The sequence below is a fragment of the Ktedonobacter sp. SOSP1-52 genome (assembly GCF_016587395.1).
The window spans coordinates 1,114,181-1,132,929 of sequence record NZ_BNJH01000002.1; the positions used below are offsets into that span (position 1 = coordinate 1,114,181).

Below are 18,749 nucleotides of genomic sequence, written 5' to 3' on the forward strand. Positions count from 1 at the left end.
AGTAGCTATGACAGCAAAGTTATCATCGCAAGAGAAAGAGCGCTTTTATCGGATCTGGTTTGTCTTGTTGCATTGGGTCAACGAGCAACTCCATCTGGTTCCCTGGCTTCCAGCAGTACCTTCCGAGGGATCAGTGCAACCAGAGCAAGCCATGCAGGTGCGCAACGCCCTGTGGGCAAACGACCGTTTGCTCACACGTTTCATTACCGAAAATCCCACCCAGCTCTCAGATGAGGACCTGGCGCTCGTAGAGAGTTGGCAGTACCGGCTCGCAGGCAATTTCTTTGTTGTGCGCGCACTCAAGAACTACACCGTCTTGCTTACTGACTTTGCGCCTCATGCGCGTGCCTATGGAGTGGTAGGACTCACCGATTCGGTGGCCGAGACGATGATCCTCCCGCTGCCCGTGTACATCCAGACCGTTTTATTACCCTTTGAAGATCGGATTATCTATGACAGTTTGCTAACCACCTACAACGTCTCTTTCGGCTCCGGCATTCGTCGCAGTCTCAAAGAAGCCTATCGCAATGCCACAGAGCGGGAAGGTATTCTGACTTCGCTCTTGCCCACAGCACCAGCGAACCTGAATGAGCTGCGTCTCCAGATAGAGGCGCGCAGTGAGAAGCTCTTGCAGGCCTTTCGCAAGCACCTCACCCAGACGGGTTTAAGCCTGAAGATGGTAGAGCAGCATGCCAGCACTATCCAGCATTTCGCCTCCAACGTGTTGTTAAGCCAGACGCCATCGCACGGATTGCTGGATATGACGCCGAATGAGGTCGAGTCCTATTTGCAGAAAGTTGACGTTAAAACGGCGAAGACAAGCTTCAAGCGTTTTGTGCGCTTTCTTGTGGAGACGGGAAGGATGGAGTATGGGCAAGCTGAGGAACTGCGGCAGATGCTCAAATAAGGAGAAATGAAGCCTCCCGCCTGATACACTTCACTTGAAAGGAGAGCGAAGGTGACCTACGACATGACGCCAACACAGCAGCTTTTAGAAGTCCTCAAGCAGAGAGCATTCACAAAAGCGGAACGGGCCATCGCGAGAGAACAAATCGGACGCTATTATGCGAAAAAACTGGCAAGCCTCCAACAGCACCTCTTTGAGGCGTTAGAGAAGCGCCACACTGGGGAACTTGACCCCTTCGAGGTGGATGAGTATATTCACCACTATCATAAGCAATCCCAGGAGCTCTATGTCTACATCAACATGCAATCCCACTCTAATGAAAGGCTTCCTCTCTGGCTGGCAGCCATTGAGGCTGATGAGCAAGGCAGAAACGTGTGGCAACCAAGCACGATACTTCCACATGAAGAACAACCTTCCTGACATCTACTGTCAGGAAGCACTGACTAGACTGAAGTGTGTTGTCAGCTAAAAGCTTTAAGGAAAAAAACCATCAAGCTCCCGGTTCAGTCAGAAGAGAGCGGCCCCCTTCTTCTTCAATCAGGAATACCGCCAGAGAAGCGCGAGCTTCCTTCAGCTGATACGCCAGTTGGGCAAGAGAGCCACGCAAGAGAGGAGATTCCATCATTCAGTCGTACGCAATGATAGTCAGAGCATATTGATCACTAACAGAGCGGGGCTTGCCCTAAAACTGCTCAGGAGCCATATAGACTTGCCTCAATGAGGAATGGATGCAGGGGCCAGTGGACTGTTCTCCTCTCTAAAGGTGTGAAACTTTTGACTAAGCTGGTGGCTCCCCAGGCAGCGCAATGGCCCCCAGTTGCGTCAAGAGACTTAAGATGTCCATGAGGATTTGGCTCTCCACCAGTTGCCCCTCAACCACCCGATCAAAGACCATTCCCGTCACCATGATCTGCTTGCCCGTTGCAGGCACGCCAAAAAAGGCACCGCGATGGGTGCCACGCCAGGTAAAGCGGCTGGCGACTGTCTCCCCTTCGGCCACCATTTCATCCACGACCCACTCCAGATCGGGAAAGGCGGCACGAATCATAAGAATGACGGCTTTGAGACCCTCGCGACCTGGCTGTTGACCAGGGAAGGGATCACGTTCGAGGAAGTCAAGGGCTACCACCTCGTCGGCGATGGCCGTTTTGCCGGTATTAATGAAGTTGACAAAACGAGTGAGGACGGCTTTGTTCTGTTCGAGGGACATGGAGTGCTCCTTTCATTTCGGCAAACAAGGGTGTATCATGATTCTAAACTAAGCATATCTGAGATATTCAGGCTTGTCAATATCATTGAACACCTCTGTTTAGCGAAATGTGGGTAGGCAAGCAAAAGGAAGAGAACCTATGGCGCGCAAATACACGTTACAGCAACGTGCGAAACATCAGGAGGAGACGCGACAGCGCATTATCGAGGCAGCGGTCTGCCTCCATCAGACGGTCGGAGGAGCCAAAGCCTCCATCAGTGCCATCGCGGAGTTAGCAGGCGTCGAACGGCTGACGGTCTACCGTCACTTCCCGGATGAGCGTTCGCTTGCAATGGCCTGCACCAGCCATTATCAAGCGCTCAACCCTCCTCCCGATCCTGGCCCCTGGCAAAGCATCCAGGATGCCGAACAGCGGCTGCGGAGAGGACTCAGCGAGATTTATGCCTTTCATCGTCGCACCGAGCAGATGTCCCGGCATGCCCTGCATGATATGGAAGAGAAGCCAATCCTGCGTGAAGTGCTTGCTCCCTACTTCGCATATTGGGAGCAGGTCCGGGATCTGTTGGCTTCGGCGTGGGAACCCAAAAACGCACCATGTTCGGCACGGATTCGTGCCGCTATCGGGCATGCCATCAGCTTTCAAACCTGGCGCTCGCTCGTGCGTGAGCAAGGGCTGGAGGACGCGGAGGCCATTGAGTTGATGGCAAGTATGCTCCGCTGCCTCTAGGCTCTATTTATGAATGTTTAAAACAGGCATTATCCAAGCGGGCGTTCTGCTCTTCTGAGGAAAATGATCAACGACTAGAAAAAACAACTGGATAGACCCAGAAGCGTACCAACTGGCATTTGATCAATTGTGATCCAAAAACGCATCGTCCCTTTGCTTCCTTCTGACCGGTCACTTCGTGTAAAGTGGCCTCTCATCGGCTTGCACAGGGACGATTGACAGCAAAAAAGCGGGAGACGAGACTCGAACTCGCGACAGCCTGCTTGGAAGGCAGGAACCCACAAGCAGTCCTCCCCAAACCCATCAATCGGCCTGGCAAGCCGTTTTACTCACCTATCACCTACTGACATCGTGATAAGAAACTAAACTGAGTAGCCGCATTGCAGTGAACAACTACGAATAATGTCGCGTTTGTGACGTAATCGCTCTTTTGCTCGAAGCAGCTCTTGATACAAGTGATCGAGGTCCCGACAACAGAGATTGCCCATCTCGACGCGCTTGAGATACTGCCAGATGCCCTCATCTGGGTTGAGGTCGGGAGCGTAGCCTGGAAGTTGCTCCAAATGCAGTCGTTTGCCCATCTTCGTTTTGAGAAAGGTCTTGATCTCATGGTTGCGATGGATGGGAGAGCCATCCCAGATGATCAGGACCTTGCCGCTGATCTTACGCAACAGCACTTTCAGAAATCCGACCACTGCCTCCGCATCATAGGAGGTCTGGCGCACTTGCATGAAAAGCCGCCCATCCAGGGTAATCCCACTGATCGCGGAGAGGTGATCCCGTGTCAGTTTCACGCGCAGAAGAGGCGTTTGCCTGCGCGGAGCCCAAGTACGAACCGCCATTGGCAGCAGATAGAACCCAGCCTCATCTACCCAGAGGATGGTGTATTTCTCGTTTTCGGCTTTTTTTTAATCGCTGGCCAACGATCTTCATACCACTGCTTGATAGCTTCTTCATTCCGTTGCGTCGCCCGTTCGATTGGCTGTTGAGGACTCCAACCAGCTTCTCGTAACAGTCGTCCGGCGTGATCGGGATGGTAACGGACACCAAAGCTGCGATAGATCACTTCCGCGATCCGCTTCCCTGTCCAGACATCTCCCCGAAATCCATAGGCTTCTGCCCCTCCACCAACAAGCCAGGAATCTGCGCTTGTTGCTCAATTGACAGTTTTGGCTTCACGCCTTTAGGAGGATGTGCTTTGAGTGCTTCTATGCCGCCTTCTCTTGCTTGTTTCATCCATTGGCTCACGGCTCCCTTACTTACCCCTAGTGCTTTGGCTATATCCTTTTGTTGCCATCCTTGTTGCTTCAGTTTCCATGCTTGTTTGCGTCGTTCTTCTCGCCAATCGGCTTTCTTTGGTGCTCCCATGCTGCCGATTCTATCACAGTTTACTTGCTTCCGTCGACGTCAGTAATATGAGCAGCACTGGAGAAAAAGGTTACGACAATTTTTGCTCTCTTGCGGCAAAAATTGTCCGAACATTTTTGCCATTTTCAGCCTTTTATCACTCGCTGCTTTCGGCTCAAAGACAAAAGAGGCTATAAGATTTATCATCTTTTCCCCTTTTATGCATGAGCTTTTTCAACTGCGAGACAAAAGGCGTCACACCATCCTTTGACTATGAGAGCGGTACAAGGCCCTCTTCCCGCACTTCTTCTGATGAGAAACGCATCGTGGGATGACGAAAACAGCGAAATCTTTTCCCCGCAAACATGCTCTTAAAGAAACTATAAGGACTTTCTGCCTACATTTCAAGCGGGAAAGCCTGCCTCTGACATACCACACTTGTATCACAGCAAATGCTTTCTCGTTGTGATCGCTACCTACCATAAAGAGAAAGGAGAATATGTACTCATGCTTTGGCTCTCTTTCTGTTCAGACCAATGTGTCCCAGCAACACCCAGAAAGCAGGGAAAGCTGCATCCAGAGAGACCACACGATGGAAAGAGCCACAAGAGGAGCCGCCCAGACCTCGCTCCTCCTTTCCACCAGCGATCAAAGACAGTATCTTAAAATGATGACAAATATGCCTATTGGTCATCCGTTCAGACGGCCAGCCGTCTGGGGAGAACTGCGGCTCCCGCTACTCCTCGCCCCACTTGCAAAGGGTCGGAGTTACTTTTGCGTAAGATGTTGTAGGATCCGTTGATATCGGCATGAATGAGGCGTCCATCCCTGGCACGATACCAACTGCGAGCCACACGCTTGCCTGAGAACACCGGTTTTTCAGCAGCGTTGGCTTCATAGGTTGGGATGGGATCGTCGTCTAGAAAACTGGCCTTGCTGGTGTAGCTTTCTTCTTGAAGGATGATCCTGATCCCAACCAGGTGCGCTTTGTAGGTTACCTGCTCAATGAAACGGGCATGGGGAAGTTGCAATAGAGTAGGGAGCGAGTGCCTTTTGCAAGGTCACTCGTCACCCTCTCTCAGAACCGTGCGTACAGCGTTAACCGTACACGGCTCGCCCTCTACTCATCTCTTGAAATGGCTCCTTCCAGGGAGGGTTCCAGTATGTAGGCGTTGATGGCATCTAACGCAAAGAACGAGTGTCTTTCTTCGTCTCGCAGCCATGATGCGTTGCCAGAGTTCTTTCCCGTCTGCCACATCCTTCATCTTCCGAATGTGATGAACTTGGAACGGCCCTTCTTTTGTCTCACAGTATTCGCATTGCTCCGCATTGATCCTTCGGATCAGTTCTGAACGACTGAGCGTTAGCGCAAACGTATTGGGAGGAATATCGATACTCTGATAGGTAAGAGGTGACGTTTTCAGGTCTTTTAGTCGGAAAAGTCTGATTATTCGTGTCTTCTCTTTCTCTTGAACGGTATGAACATAGCCATTATCCGTCTTGAGGCGCTTGGCGATAGTGGTCACATGGGTTTTGTGCTTGTGAGCAAGAGTTTTGAACAGACTTGTTTGCCAGATATGGGCCAGTTTGTTCATCTCTCCCTTGACACTGTGCGCCAGAGCGTAGTAGTTTGCCAAGCCCCGAAGTTCCCCGTTGTAGGCAAGAATGATTTCTGCGTCGCTGAGTATCGAGAGTTCTGCCTTGTGGCGACCATCTCCGTTTTCATAGATTCCATAGCGCTTTTCTGCACAGAACTTTTGAAGGTTTCCTGGTGGGATCTGGACTTGAATGCGTTCGGACATAGATTTTTGTGTGGTGTGTCTTCCCTTATGGATGATAGCCTTGACCACACGTGCGCCCGAATACGTCTTAATCCAGTAACCGACAAAGATTACGCCTTGTTTACTGTGCCGGATGTGAGACTTTTCTTCGGCTATTTCCAGCTTGAGTGTCTCCTGAATGAATCTCTTGATTTCTTGCTGGATGCGTTCGGCATCTGCTTTTGAGCCAATGATGCTCGCTACAAAGTCGTCGGCGTAGCGGTAATAGGAGAGTCTCTTGTATCCCTCGTCAAATGGATCGCTACTTGGTAGGCGTCTTCTCTGGCGTTGGGTCTCTTTGATTTCCCTTTGGATAGCTTGAAGTGTTTCTTTACTGTTCTCCTTTCCCTTCAGCCTATCCCCTTTCTTCCTGAGACGATGGATTTTGTCTGAGTGGCGTTTGTACGCTCGATTGCTCTTGCGTTGTACTCCTTTATCGAACTGTTCTTTCATGGTTTTCATGAAGAGATCTAATTCGTGGAGATATACGTTCGCCAAAACGGGTGAGACGATTGATCCTTGAGGGACGCCGCTGTAGGTCGTGTGGTACGTCCATTCCTCTAGATAACCAGCGTCTAGCATGGCTCGAATGAGGCGAAGAAAGCGTTTGTCCTCAATTTTCTTAGCGAGAAAACTCATCAATAGATCGCGATTGATCGTAGTGAAGTAGTCTCGGATGTCCATATCAATCATCCATTTGGAAGCTGTCCACTCCTGTTCGATTTGGTGGAGCGCCGTGTGGGGAGAACGCCCTGGTCGGAATCCATGTGATCGATCAACAAAGATCGGCTCATAAATCTGTTCCAGTATCCTTCTAACCACTTCTTGTACTAATTTGTCGTCTCCTGAAGAAATGCCTAGAGGGCGTTTCTTGCCGTTCTTCTTCGGGACATAGACACGACGGGTTGGTTTGAAGCAGTATCTTCCTTCTCGGAGCCGTTGTACAATCGATTCGACTCGTTCATTGGAAAAACCATCAAGAGTGGTGTTATCCACTCCTTTAGTCATTGCCCCCTCATTCGAGTAGATATTGGCGTAAGCTTCATACCACAAGAGAGGACTCTCCATGAGACGGAAGAGACCATTTAACCGTTTTCCCTGTTTGGAGATTTCTCCGAGTGCTTCCAATCTTCTAATCACTTGAGCGGGTAGCATCAGCACACCCTCGCTTTCGTTAATTGATAAGCTGAGTAGACTGCTCTCCTTCCCCTCAGACAGGTATGGTTTCGTGGCTATCACTAGCCACTTATCCGCCTGCCGATCCCGTTTACACGGGCTGCGGAACCCATTACAGGCCCACCTTGGGTATTGCGAGAGTTCTGTCACCATGCAGGGTCTCCCCTGTTTAGGTGATCCCGCATTTCCAGCGGCATGAGATGCGACGTGCTCCAGGTCTCCTGTTCGTTCATATTCCCTCGTACAAGGGTGCGTCAGGAAGGTTGGATAATGTTGTAAATTCGTGATACACCATTACTTCCTGAACCAGCGTTTCAGCCACGTTCGCTGGCATCACCAGAAAAACCGCATGAACTAGGATTTAACCAGTTTAGGCTTAACCATACACGTCCTTGCACTGACAGATCAAGAAAGTGTGGCCTTTCCTTACGCTGCCTTGGTAGGATAGACGGCCAGCGCGTTACCTCTCGGCACGTTTCCAACCGTCCTCCCCCGAACCATGGCATGCACACTTTCTATGCACCAGGCTCTCCAGAGACCCGCATCTTTTCAATGCAACTCCCACGATGGTCTCATGACACATCCGTGTCAACCATCATTTCCTGAGTCTGGCCTCCTGTGGTACTTCGCTCAACGAATGGTTTCCCATTGGCGAACTACTATTACCACTCCGTCGCCCTGACCCTCTCGGATGGTAGGCGATCCCCAAGTTACACATCATCTTCGCTTCGTCCTTAGGCCCTCCGTACGTCGTTTCTCGTTCCCTACGAGCTGGCTCTGATGCAGGCTGTAACCACGCTGGAAACGTTCATGGTTACCATCAGACATGGGCGATGACACCGCTCCCACAGGACGCATGTATTCCGCCACGACTAGAGTTGAAGCAATCATGCCTTGACCATAGACGACCTCGCTGCCTATCTTCTGACCCTTGGTGTTAGGGTTTCAACAGACTTTTAACCCCATGCTACAGTCCCCCCCAAACCTTTCGGCGGGAAGTAAGGGGCTGCGTTACTCACTTCGCCTGAGTGAGGTCGCGCTCTCGCACGACAGAAGATCATGTGCCTCTTTGGGCGCACCTCCCAACATGCTACACTCCCCCCTCCCTTTCGGGATTCAAGTCATATGACAGGGATAAGTTGGGTGTGTAGTAGGTTTTCCAACAACCTACACAGCATATGCTGTACTCATTTTCGCCGTTGATGCGGCGCACCAAACTGCTGATTGTTCCTGCGCCCCAGGTTCACATTCTGTTTCCACAAGGGATTCTTGCCAATCACCAGCGTTCCGATACCTTCGCTCACCAACAGATCAATGATCCGACGGCTGGCCGTGTGCAGGTAAGCATCCACACGGCGATTGCGCTTCGTCGTCACACGATCCAACTGGCGTGAAGTGTATCGGTTCTCATGGGCGAGGCGTTGCTGCTGCTTGGCGCGCTCTTTGTTGTAGCCCTGATTGAGGCTTTTGAGGGGTTTGCCACTCACCAGACGAGGCACAAAACCAGATTTGTCGCTGGTAATGGCTGCCAGCACGTTGACGCCCACATCCACGGCTGCCCGAAGCTGGGGGTTGACCGCAGCCGGTTGGATCTCCTGCTCATAGACGACTTCCACCATGTAGCCATCAGCGCGTGGAACGATGCGGACCTGCCGGATGGCTTCCCAGGTGATCTGAGTTGCGATCTCAATGGGAAGTCCTGATGGGACCAGCTTGCCTGTGCGCTTGAATACCCTCTTGCCCAGAGCTTTTTTCTCGTAGATAAGCAGGAAACGGCCCCTGGCCTTGTCTTGATAGCCAGGGATCTTGGGGCGTCCTGTAAAGGGAGAAGGGTCTTCGCGATAGGCCTCCATGCCTTCAAAAAAGCTGATCCAATTGTGGTGGAGCTGAATGAGGATGGCATTACTGACTTTGCGAGGCAGGGCACAATAGGCCTCATGCTGCTTCAAGCGATGAAAGATGGCGGCGTAGGGCAGATAGGTTCCCTCGTGAATGAAGGCTTGCCGAACGTGGTAATTGGCCTGGTTATAGAGGTTCTTGGAGGCAAAGGCTGCTCGATCAATGACGGCAAAGCGTGCATCCTGATGACGAATGAGATGTCGTTCGACCAACTGCATCTGGTGCCTCCTCCTTTTCCAACAACACGTCCTTCGTGTCAGTGAACCTCTCTTGGCATTTCACGCAAGAACATTCTTTCTAAAGAAACTCTACCAGAGATGTCTCCAGTTGTCAATATCTGGCGTGATTCCTTGGAAACGTTTATCACACTCCTCTGCGTGCAGAGAGGTCCGCGAAAGCGGCGTGTGAAGTGGCGGTCTTTTTCTCATTGCTCGCTTCTGGTTCTATCCCCGTTTGTTCAGGCGTAGCCCGATTTGCTTCGACCACTTCGGCGAGCCCAGGCAACTCAAGTGAAAAGGTGGGATTATCGTTTCTCCTGCTCCTCTCTGCCACTTTCGTGGATTGTTCCTGCCGAGGCAAATGTCATCCAGTTCTTAAAGGCAGTGTATTATTTCACTGTATTCGTGCAGGCATCGTGCCTTTAATCGTCCCTACAAATTGTGATGCCGAAGCACTCCACTACGAGGAGATGCTCGCTTTCCAACGCCTCATCCATAAATGTGGTATGATGAGGATAATACAGCGTAACGAAATTATGCCGTCCTCCCTTTTTGCTTTTCAGCGGAGAAGGATCGTCAAACAGTCTGTTTGAGAAATATCGTGCTCTCGTGGCATTGCCTCTTTTCGTTCTCGACAAGCGTCCCGAACACCTTGACCTTTCCTCACTCATCTTCTGGTCAGAAGCATATACGGTTGTGATCTCTTTCGTGTATAGAGAATGCAAACAACAACACATCCAGATGTTGTCCTCCTCTCTGTACTACTTGTACGTACACCATGTTTGTATTTCATGACACCCGGGTTTTCGCATGCCCATTGAAGAGGAAAAGAGGCTGGATATGGGAGAAGATCTCAAAGGATTGGCGCTGTCTGATGCGTCCAGGGAGGCGCCCTTTCCTATTGTGGGAATCGGTGCCTCTGCTGGAGGCTTAGAAGCATTTACCCATTTGCTCTCTCACTTGTCACCAACGACAGGAATGGCCTACGTCTTTGTACAGCACCTAGACCCCATGCATCACAGCATGTTACCAGATCTGCTTGCACGCGTCACCACGATGCCTGTGTGTGTTGTCCAGGACCTGATGCGGGTGGAAGCGGATCAGGTCTATGTCATTCCTCCAAATGTCGATCTGACGCTGGAACAAGGAACCCTGCATCTTCTACCACGAACGCAGCACGGTGGTCAGCACCTCACGATAGACCGCTTCTTTCGTTCGCTAGCGGCTGATCAGAAACGTCAGGCTATCGGGGTGCTTCTTTCGGGAATGGCCACTGATGGCACAGAGGGTTTACAAGCGATTCAGGCACAAGGAGGGATAACGTTTGCTCAAAGCGTGGAGTCAGCAGCGTACCCACAGATGCCTCAGCATGCGATTTCCTCCCACTGCGTGGACCGGATCCTGCCACCAGAGCAAATTGCCCTGGCGCTGCTGGCTGATCTGGGGCATCCCTCCTTCAAAACGCCCTTCTCACAGGAATCGGAGAGCTTGCTTGCTGATGAGCAGCAGGCGTTCACAACGATTCGTCTGTTGCTCAGCGCTGCTACCGGTGTGGATTTTCTCGCGTATCGGGCCGCCACGCTGCAACGGCGCATCCTTCGTCGCATGGCCGTCGTGCACATGAACCAATTCCTTGCGTATGCGACCTATCTGAAAGACCATCCGGCTGAGACGGAAGCGTTGAGCCAGGAGGTCCTGATCCATGTCACGCGTTTTTTTTCGCGATCCACCCGCCTTTGAAGCTGTCACCCGCCTGGTCTTTCCAGAAGTCGTGCAGCATCTCTTGCCAGCAGAGCCCATCAGGATCTGGGTCGTAGGCTGTTCCACGGGCGAGGAAGTGTACTCGCTCGCCATCTCGTTGTTCGAGTTTCGTGAAGCACAAGAGCTTCCATTCTCTTTTCAAATCTTTGCGACTGATCTGGATACGGGGGCTCTCAAGCAGGCTAGGGCGGGCATCTACCAGCGAGAGATCTTGCAGGCGGTCTCCCCAGAGCGCTTGCAGCGCTTCTTTCTTCCTCTCGATAGGAGTAGAGGGCGCTACCAGGTCAACGAGGCCATCCGTGAACGGTGTGTCTTTGCACGACACAACGTTATGCACGATCCGCCATTTTCGCGGGTAGATCTGATCAGTTGCCGCAACGTCCTCATGTATCTGATGCCTCCTGCACAAGAGAAGGTCTTGCAAACCCTGCATTACGCCATCAAATCACATGGCTTCTTGCTGCTTGGGGCCTCAGAAAGTGTTGGTCCAGATTCCACGCTTTTTACCCGTGTGGAGCAGCACCAGAAAGTGTTTACCAAAAAAAGTTGGGCGCAACACCTCTTGCCGCCTGTTCTCAGCACAGGAGTTGAGCGTGCTACCAGACAAGAGAGCGTCAAGAAGGAGCTACAGGAGATGATCCATGAACCTACTCTTCAACAAGAAGCTGAACGTCTGCTGCTGACCACGTATGCACCGGCCAGCGTCATTCTCGATGCAGATCTGCACATCCTCCACCTTCGTGGAAACACCGGCCTCTACCTGGAACCAAGCGCCGGGAAAGCCACTTTTCATGTGCTCAAATGGGTCCGTGAAGGGGTAAAATTGGGTCTGCGTGCAGCCATTTTTACCGCACAGAAGGAAGATCGTCCTATCACGAGAGAAGGATTACACTTGAGCAACACGAATCGCCTGGTGCAGATTACAGTCGTGCCACTCAAAACGTCTTCCCTCATCCGTGGTTTTCTCGTCCTCTTTGCAGAGAGACCGCCTCTGGCCCCGCTCGTCGCAGCACCGCTCTCCCTGAGGAAGCTCCTGGGTAGAGAAGCCGGGCGCGCCACCGGTGCCACCCGAATCGCCACCCTGGAACAAGAACTGGCACAGACTCAAGTAGAGGTGCAGGCCACGCTGGATGCAGACGAGAGAGCCAATGTGTCCTTGCAGGAAGCCAACGAGGAGGTCCGGTCAAGCAATGAGGAACTGCAAAGCCTCAATGAAGAATTAGAGACATCCCAGGCCGAAGTACAAGCCATCAATGAAGAACTGACCAGCACGAACCAGGAACTGCAAACGCGCAATGAGCAACTGCGTGTGGCCCAGGACTATGCGGAGTCTATTGTCGAGACGATTCGCGAACCGCTGGTCGTCCTCAATGCAGAGATGCAAGTGCAGAGTGCCAATACGGCTTTCTATGCATTCTTTCATGTCATTCCCCCACAGGTTGCGCAACAAACGCTGTGGGAACTGGGCGATGGGCAATGGGATCGCCCCCAGGTCCGAGCGCTCCTCCAGCAGGTCCGGGACACACACCACTCGTTCCAGGATATTGAGGTCGAACACAACTTTCCCACCATTGGACACAGGATCATGCTGCTCAGCGGTCGCGCTATCGTCAGCGAACGAAAAGGCACCAGGGATCATTTGATCCTGCTGGCGATGGAGGATATCACTGCACGCAAGGAGCTCGAGCGGCAGAAAGAGACGTTCCTTGGCATGGTCAGCCATGAACTCAAAACGCCCCTCACCAGTGCGAAGGGCTTCGTCCAACTGCTCCAACGGCGTCTGAGCAACGCGGGAGATGAGCACATGGCACCCGAGCTTGAGCAGGTCGATAGAAGCCTGGAGAAGCTATCGCGCTTGATCAGCAGTTTGCTCGATGCCAGCGCGTTGGAAACAGGCATGCTCTCCATCCACGCAAGCGTCTTTGCGGTGGATGATCTGGTACGAGAGATGGTCAAGGAACAAAAACAGCGCTGGCCTCATCGCCTCTTTCTTGAAAGTACCATCCAGATACGGGCTTACGCTGATCGAGAACGCAGCGGGCAAGTCTTACAGAACCTGCTCAGCAATGCATTGAAATATTCTCCTGTGGATGAGCCGGTGTGGGTGAGCGTCTCAGTCGATGACGATATGATTCGGTTGAGTGTGCAGAGCCGGGGCAAAGGTATTCCCCAGGACCAGCACACCAGGATCTTTGAGCGCTTCGTTCGGGGTGCTCAACCCGAACAGAACACAGTGAAAGGTATGGGACTGGGGCTCTATATTGCCGCACAGATTGTGACGCAGCAGGGAGGGCGGATCTGGGTGGAAAGTACCCTCAACGAGGGAGCAACGTTCTTCTTTACCCTTCCTCTGGCGGCCTAAGTGCAGTCAAGCAACTTTTTTGGCATTGGCTACCCTTGATAAACGGGACTCATACCGAAAACGTTGCGTGATTGTACTTAGCTCAAACTTCGGCAATATGTTTAGTATGGCGGGGGCGTACGTCTTCTTGCCCTTTCTGCCCATGTTGCCGTCGCAGATTCTCCTCAACACGTTTCTCTATAACCTCTCTCAGGTGACCATTCCCACCGATAACGTGGATGCAAGCTATGTCAAAAAACCGCAGCATTGGGATATCAGGCTCATCCGTCATTTTATGTGTCTGCCCAGGATCTAGGGGATATTCTATTTATTAGTTGAACTTTTTATAAAAGCAATGAAATTAAAATAGCATAGATTAGATATATATTGTATTTTTCTCAAAAATAGTGTATACTAAAAATAGCCCATAGATCTTTTCTTGAGCCAAGCCGCTCGTACCATGTCCCTCGTAATTACTAACGCTCTGAGCGCTCTTCTCTCCACTCAGCAGACATGATTGCCATAATGGTTGCGTTCGCGCTCTCGCGCTTGTGCCTCCTCTCTTCCTTCAGGCATAGGCATCTGGAGGAGAAAAATACAGGATCACATGATTATGGAAATTGTCATTCTCTCCTTGGTGCTCTTCGTCCTCCTGATAGGTCTTCTCTGGTTCAGGGAAATACAGGACCGGCACAAACGAGCCCACTGAGAAAAAGCAACACCATGTATATTCGATGACACGGTTTCAAGAGTTCGCTCCCGGTTGACACGCCTTCAGCAGAAGAAGCGCTCCTCTTGTTTCTCGCAAGGAAGGCAACTTCTATGAACACCGTTCAAGAAACACACTCGCCAGTCAAGACGATGAGAAACGCACCACCGGATGAGCATCCAGAAACAGTCGTGACCGCGCAAGGCGTCTCTCCATCTGTGCAGGGCTCCTCTGTGAGAGAGGGTAGTGCAAGCCAGGGCAACCTCGCAGGGATGCTCATACCGGAGAGGCATGCTCAAACACAGTGGGTCTACCCGGCATGGCCGACATCCAAGCCCGGTCCGCCGGTCACCTCTTTGCCTCCAGGGCAGAAACCGCACCCAAAGCGCACTGATCAGATGGTCTATGACTGCTATGACCGGGAGCGAGAAAGACCATGCGTTGCTCCTACAATCCAGGTGGTGCGGAAAACGAGAGCCAGGACGTACCGTCCTGATAACACCTTCTTAGAGGTGATTTGAGGTGATTTCTGAGGCAGAGGTAACGCAACGCTGGCGTGATGCTGGCAACGCCTCCGAGATCGAGGCCATAGCGCGTTGGCTCGACGATGGCTGTGCATCTGATGCCGCGTTTGAGATGGGGAGCCTTTCACCTTGCCACAGTGTACAACGCTAACGCCATCAGGAGGTTTGCCATGACGTTCTTTACCGTGTTTGTGTTTGGTGTCATCGTGGTTCTGCTGCTGTTCGTCGCGATTTCTGCGATTCGCATCGTGCAGCAGTATGAGCGCGGCGTGGTCTTTGTGCTGGGACGTTTAATCGGAGCAAAGGGTCCCGGGCTCATCTTCGTTCCCCCACTCATTTCACGCGTGTGTAAGGTCGACTTGCGAATTATCACGCATACCGTGCCCCCGCAAGAGGTCATTACCCGTGATAATATCACGATCAAGGTGACGGCGGTCCTCTACTTCTATGTCGTCGATCCCATTGTGGCTATCGTCAATGTGATGGACTTTAACCAGGCAACCACGCAGATTGGTCAAACGACCTTGCGCAACGTTCTCGGTCAATCGGAATTGGATGAGTTATTGGCGCAGCGCAACAAGGTCAACCGTGATTTGCAAATCATCATTGACGAGCAGACGGGGAGATGGGGAGTTAAAGTGACCGCAGTTGAGATCAAGGATATTGAGTTACCTGCCACGATGCAGCGTGCCATGGCCAAGCAGGCGGAGGCAGAGCGCGAGAAGCGCGCGAAGGTGATTCATGCTCAGGGAGAATTACAGGCCTCGACCCAGCTGGCTCAAGCCGCTGAAATTCTTGGCTCACAGCCTGCTGCGCTACAACTGCGCTATCTCCAAACGTTGACAGAGGTCGCGGTGGAGAAGAATTCGACGATTCTCTTCCCGCTGCCGATCGATCTGATTGAACCGATGTTAAAGATGACGCACCAGAAGGCGGACAGGGCAGTATGTGAGCCGCCCAACGATGTTCCTCTGAAGGAGTTCTCTCTCCCGCGTTAAATGTATTCTGGAAGCCGTCGTTATCATAGAAGCAATGCTTCTCTGGTGCTGCCACGAGTGTGCCTCGAAAGGGCCTCTTTCTGGCAGCTCACCCCGGGAACTGCGAAGAAAGAAGAGCTTGCCATGGAAGAAGCAATCGTGAGAACGGCATTGGTAACGCAGAAACTCGAAGCGTTTGAGCGGCTACAATCCGAATTTGAGGCAAGTCTTGGCTTCATTCAGGACGTACATGGGCAGCGGCGCTTCTCAGCATTTCCTGTTGCTGAAACTATCCACTATCTTCACGCCCTCTGGATCTGTGCATGCAAAGACCGCCTCCTGAATGTCTCGAAGCATCGTGGACGATATGAGGGGGATATGTGCTTAGGTCTCTTACAGGGTTGGCAGGAGGGAAAGACGGCTCCGGTAGTGGCATTCCTCGAGCGAAAATTGGATGGGGTCGCTTTTGCTGGTCTCACGCGTAAGATCGAGAAGGCTGCAACTGTTCTTCCTCCTCATGAGGATCTGGCACAGCGCCTTGCCCATGGTCGTCTCGTCTTGCTGAATCGGAGAATGAATTTGCTGCGAGCCTTAGACGCCATTTTCGCGCTGTCAGAGCATGATTTGTTGCAGGAAGTGTATGCCGCCAGTGTGTACTATGAGCATACCCCTCAGCAAATTGAGCAACAACGAGCCCAGCAGGACGATGTTCGTTCCTCTTCTGTCCTCCATCCGCTTCTGGCACAACGCAACATGGTGGTGATGAATACAATTGGTGCCCATGTCATAACGCAGCAAGCCGCTGGAGAAAGAGCGCATTCGTGGAAGGTTGTGACACCAACGGACCCTTCGCGCCCCTTTGCTGAGTATCTTATGAGAACATATCAGGACCAGACGTCACCAGAGCATACCTGGTGACGGATCAGCATTCTGGTTTCTGCTTCCTTTCGCTCCTTTAGAACACGCATAATGAAGGGAGAAGATGATGATAACACCCATCCCATTTTCTGAACAACAGAGTGAACAATGGCTCCTTGAGAGGACCTATCATGCACAATTGCGTGATGGTCGGGAGCTTTCTGTTCCTGACTTCACACGGGCCATGAAGCAGCTCACTGATGTCGACGTTCCTCTTTCTTTGCAGTCCTGGAAATCAAAGCTACCGGAGCGGTTGCCTGCAAAGAAGAGCACCAACGTGTACATCCCAATCTCCACCTGGATGGAAATCTCACCAGAAGAAGCACGTACCCGCTACCAGGAAGGAAGCCCTGTCCTGCTCTATGGTGAGCATCGGTGGGAGCATTTGAAAGGAGCCTCTGAGACATGGAGGCCAAATAGAAACGTATGTACCCTCATTTATGGAAATGCCAAAGCAGTGCCGGAGGTCGTCTCTGGGAGTGAATATGCCGTCTGCTACCTCGACCCCACACGAGGCCATGCTGCCAATGCTTGCTGGAGAGCCTGGTTCTCTTCGGACGTTGCCACACTTCTTCATGGCAGCATGCACAGTAATGTTCTCTTCCTTCGCCCTTGTATGCAGTTTCCCTCTACGACCCACGACACCATCATTGCGGCTGATGGACACATTCAGGAGTATGCGGACAGAGCCGGGGCAATACAGGGCTATGCTCTCCTGGCATCACAAGAAGCGCATGACCGGAGTGATCTTCACCACATCTTCCCCCAGTTCTGCTACTATCATGAGATCATATGTCCAGATGGTGTCTACCGCATCGAAATTTTTGGACCCCGAATGAATGAACAAGGATACAAAGTCCATAAGGGATGAGCTTCAGCGGAATGAACAGCTCTTCCCACATAGCATGACGTGCGAGTCCTGCTCCGATAAATGTAGTAAAACGTATGCAAGCACAACCTTACTACATCGTTCGTTGTTGTTACTTCATCCGTAGGTGCCTCAATGCCTGGGCATTTTTGGTCTTACCCCGCGTCCATAACCAAGTTAACGTCCGCGTCCGAGCCAGTACCGCTGACGACTTGATCAACTACCCCGATCTAGTGAAGGGCTTCGCGCAGAATGTTCAGAGATGCGTTATAATCTCTATCCTGCTCGAATTGGTAATAGGCGCATTCCTGGTTTTGGCAGAGAAAAACACGGTCAGACAACGCCATGTCTTCCCACTTCCAACGGCAACAATGGCAGGTCTTACTGGAGGGAAAGAAGCGCCCCACCTTCATGACCTGTCCCCCGCGCTGCTCAACTTTGCTGGTGAGCAGGTTCAAGAGCTTGCCGAGCGAGGCATCAGAGAACGAGCGAGCGAGCTTGCGATTTTTGAGCAATCCCTTGAGATTGAGGTCTTCAATCCCAATGATCCCATAACAGTCAGCGAGCCTGGTGGTCAGCTTATGGAGCACATCCTCTCGCATGCAAGTGATACGGTAGTGCAAGCGCGCGACCTGCCGACGGGCTTTCTCCCGATTCTTTGATCCCTGTTTCCTGCGATGCAGCCGCTTATTCGCTTGACGGAGCTTCCCCAGTGCCGTTTTGAGAAATGCTTGGTTTTCGTATTCCTCTCCAGTGCTCAAGGTGACCAATCGGTTCAAGCCTACATCGATGCCAATGGCTGCAGGTCGCTTTGTCGATTGCTTCTCTGGAACTTCTACGGTGATCGCGATGAACCACCAATCCGCGGTGCGCGTCACCCGTGCCCCGGTGATTTTTCCCTGGAATCTCAGATTCTCCGCCATATTCACCCATCCGAGTTTGGGGATCCACACTCGGTGGTCCCCTCGTTCCATCTGATCATTCGCGAGATAAAAGCTCGGTTTACTGCGCTTTTTGCTCTTGAATTTGGGACGGCGAGCATTGCCCTCGAAGAACGCCGTAAAGGCTTTGCCCAGGTCCAGAATAGGCTGATCCGAGGCATTCTTCGTGACTTCCCACGTCCAGGGGAATTGTTCCCGCCTGATCTCGTTGAATTGCTTCTTGAGCTTCAAAGCGGTCGGCTTCTCTCCGGCTGCATATTGCCGATTCCATTCAGCCAATGCCCAGTTCCAGACGAACCGGCTGGTTCCCGCTGCCTTCGCGAAGTAATTGGCTTGCTCAGGTGTAGGATGCAGCCGGATCTTGTGCGCACGAATCATCGACAGTTTCCCTTACAATAGATCAAAG

General features: G+C 52.0%; 17 protein-coding genes, 1 tRNA gene and 2 pseudogenes. 11 read left to right on the plus strand and 9 right to left on the minus strand.

Translation table 11 applies throughout. The features are described from left to right. Positions 1-7: 7 nt before the first annotated feature. Positions 8-907 (plus strand): hypothetical protein, encoded by a 900-nt coding sequence (locus JMJ16_RS20370; RefSeq protein ID WP_201384485.1) that lies wholly within the window; start codon positions 8-10, stop codon positions 905-907. 51 nt (positions 908-958) lie between these two features. Then, the gene (locus tag JMJ16_RS20375; RefSeq protein ID WP_201384487.1) at positions 959-1,327 is read left to right on the plus strand and encodes a hypothetical protein; all 369 of its coding nucleotides are present in this window, start codon (positions 959-961) and stop codon (positions 1,325-1,327) included. Between the two features lie 358 nt (positions 1,328-1,685). Here the strand turns inward: JMJ16_RS20375 and JMJ16_RS20380 are convergent, their stop codons facing one another. Further along, on the minus strand, positions 1,686-2,117 hold the full coding sequence (locus JMJ16_RS20380; protein ID WP_201384489.1) for an ester cyclase: 432 nt from the start codon (positions 2,115-2,117) through the stop codon (positions 1,686-1,688). Positions 2,118-2,256: 139 nt separating this feature from the next. Here JMJ16_RS20380 and JMJ16_RS20385 point away from each other — a divergent pair, with 139 nt between their 5' ends. Continuing rightward, positions 2,257-2,844: a TetR/AcrR family transcriptional regulator gene (locus tag JMJ16_RS20385; protein ID WP_201384491.1), complete on the plus strand. Its 588-nt coding sequence runs from the start codon at positions 2,257-2,259 to the stop codon at positions 2,842-2,844. A gap of 230 nt (positions 2,845-3,074) precedes the next feature. Here the strand turns inward: JMJ16_RS20385 and JMJ16_RS20390 are convergent. The 7 genes from JMJ16_RS20390 to JMJ16_RS20410 all read right to left on the minus strand — a co-directional run bounded on the left by JMJ16_RS20390 (position 3,075) and on the right by JMJ16_RS20410 (position 9,304). Continuing rightward, positions 3,075-3,139, minus strand: a tRNA-Gly gene (locus JMJ16_RS20390). 67 nt (positions 3,140-3,206) lie between these two features. Continuing rightward, positions 3,207-3,686, minus strand: coding sequence for a transposase (locus tag JMJ16_RS54475; RefSeq protein ID WP_236601122.1), 480 nt, complete (start codon positions 3,684-3,686; stop codon positions 3,207-3,209). A 26-nt stretch (positions 3,687-3,712) separates the two neighbouring features. Further along, positions 3,713-3,910, minus strand: coding sequence for a winged helix-turn-helix domain-containing protein (locus tag JMJ16_RS54480; RefSeq protein WP_236601630.1), 198 nt, complete (start codon positions 3,908-3,910; stop codon positions 3,713-3,715). After that, positions 3,907-4,212, minus strand: a complete 306-nt coding sequence (locus JMJ16_RS54485) for a helix-turn-helix domain-containing protein (protein ID WP_236601631.1) — start codon at positions 4,210-4,212, stop codon at positions 3,907-3,909. The genes JMJ16_RS54480 and JMJ16_RS54485 overlap by 4 nt, the downstream gene beginning before the upstream one ends. 677 nt (positions 4,213-4,889) lie before the next feature. Further along, positions 4,890-5,222: a hypothetical protein gene (locus JMJ16_RS20400; protein WP_236601632.1), complete on the minus strand. Its 333-nt coding sequence runs from the start codon at positions 5,220-5,222 to the stop codon at positions 4,890-4,892. Positions 5,223-5,315: 93 nt separating this feature from the next. Next, positions 5,316-7,340, minus strand: a complete 2,025-nt coding sequence (locus tag JMJ16_RS20405; RefSeq protein WP_201384493.1) for a reverse transcriptase/maturase family protein — start codon at positions 7,338-7,340, stop codon at positions 5,316-5,318. 1,034 nt (positions 7,341-8,374) lie between these two features. Beyond that, complete coding sequence (locus JMJ16_RS20410; RefSeq protein WP_236601633.1) at positions 8,375-9,304, minus strand: RNA-guided endonuclease TnpB family protein; 930 nt, start codon at positions 9,302-9,304, stop codon at positions 8,375-8,377. An 840-nt stretch (positions 9,305-10,144) separates the two neighbouring features. Between JMJ16_RS20410 and JMJ16_RS54490 the strand changes: the two genes are divergently transcribed. The 8 genes and pseudogenes from JMJ16_RS54490 to JMJ16_RS20440 all read left to right on the plus strand — a co-directional run bounded on the left by JMJ16_RS54490 (position 10,145) and on the right by JMJ16_RS20440 (position 17,405). Further along, positions 10,145-11,044 (plus strand): chemotaxis protein CheB, encoded by a 900-nt coding sequence (locus tag JMJ16_RS54490; protein WP_236601634.1) that lies wholly within the window; start codon positions 10,145-10,147, stop codon positions 11,042-11,044. Next, positions 11,007-13,427 (plus strand): CheR family methyltransferase, encoded by a 2,421-nt coding sequence (locus JMJ16_RS20415; RefSeq protein ID WP_236601635.1) that lies wholly within the window; start codon positions 11,007-11,009, stop codon positions 13,425-13,427. The genes JMJ16_RS54490 and JMJ16_RS20415 overlap by 38 nt, the downstream gene beginning before the upstream one ends. Before the next feature lie 79 nt (positions 13,428-13,506). Then, positions 13,507-13,704: pseudogene (locus JMJ16_RS20420) on the plus strand (hypothetical protein); the annotation flags it as partial. Between the two features lie 524 nt (positions 13,705-14,228). After that, the gene (locus JMJ16_RS20425; RefSeq protein WP_236601636.1) at positions 14,229-14,636 is read left to right on the plus strand and encodes a hypothetical protein; all 408 of its coding nucleotides are present in this window, start codon (positions 14,229-14,231) and stop codon (positions 14,634-14,636) included. Position 14,637: 1 nt separating this feature from the next. Beyond that, positions 14,638-14,790 (plus strand): hypothetical protein, encoded by a 153-nt coding sequence (locus JMJ16_RS54495; protein WP_236601637.1) that lies wholly within the window; start codon positions 14,638-14,640, stop codon positions 14,788-14,790. 19 nt (positions 14,791-14,809) lie between these two features. Further along, a complete protein-coding gene (locus tag JMJ16_RS20430; RefSeq protein ID WP_201384497.1) occupies positions 14,810-15,637 on the plus strand; it encodes a slipin family protein in 828 nt (275 codons plus the stop codon). A 123-nt stretch (positions 15,638-15,760) separates the two neighbouring features. Further along, complete coding sequence (locus JMJ16_RS20435; protein ID WP_201384499.1) at positions 15,761-16,534, plus strand: hypothetical protein; 774 nt, start codon at positions 15,761-15,763, stop codon at positions 16,532-16,534. Positions 16,535-16,598: 64 nt separating this feature from the next. Further along, positions 16,599-17,405, plus strand: coding sequence for a hypothetical protein (locus tag JMJ16_RS20440; protein ID WP_201384501.1), 807 nt, complete (start codon positions 16,599-16,601; stop codon positions 17,403-17,405). A gap of 152 nt (positions 17,406-17,557) precedes the next feature. Here the strand turns inward: JMJ16_RS20440 and JMJ16_RS20445 are convergent. Next, a pseudogene (locus JMJ16_RS20445) lies at positions 17,558-18,721 on the minus strand (RNA-guided endonuclease InsQ/TnpB family protein). Positions 18,722-18,749: the final 28 nt, after the last annotated feature.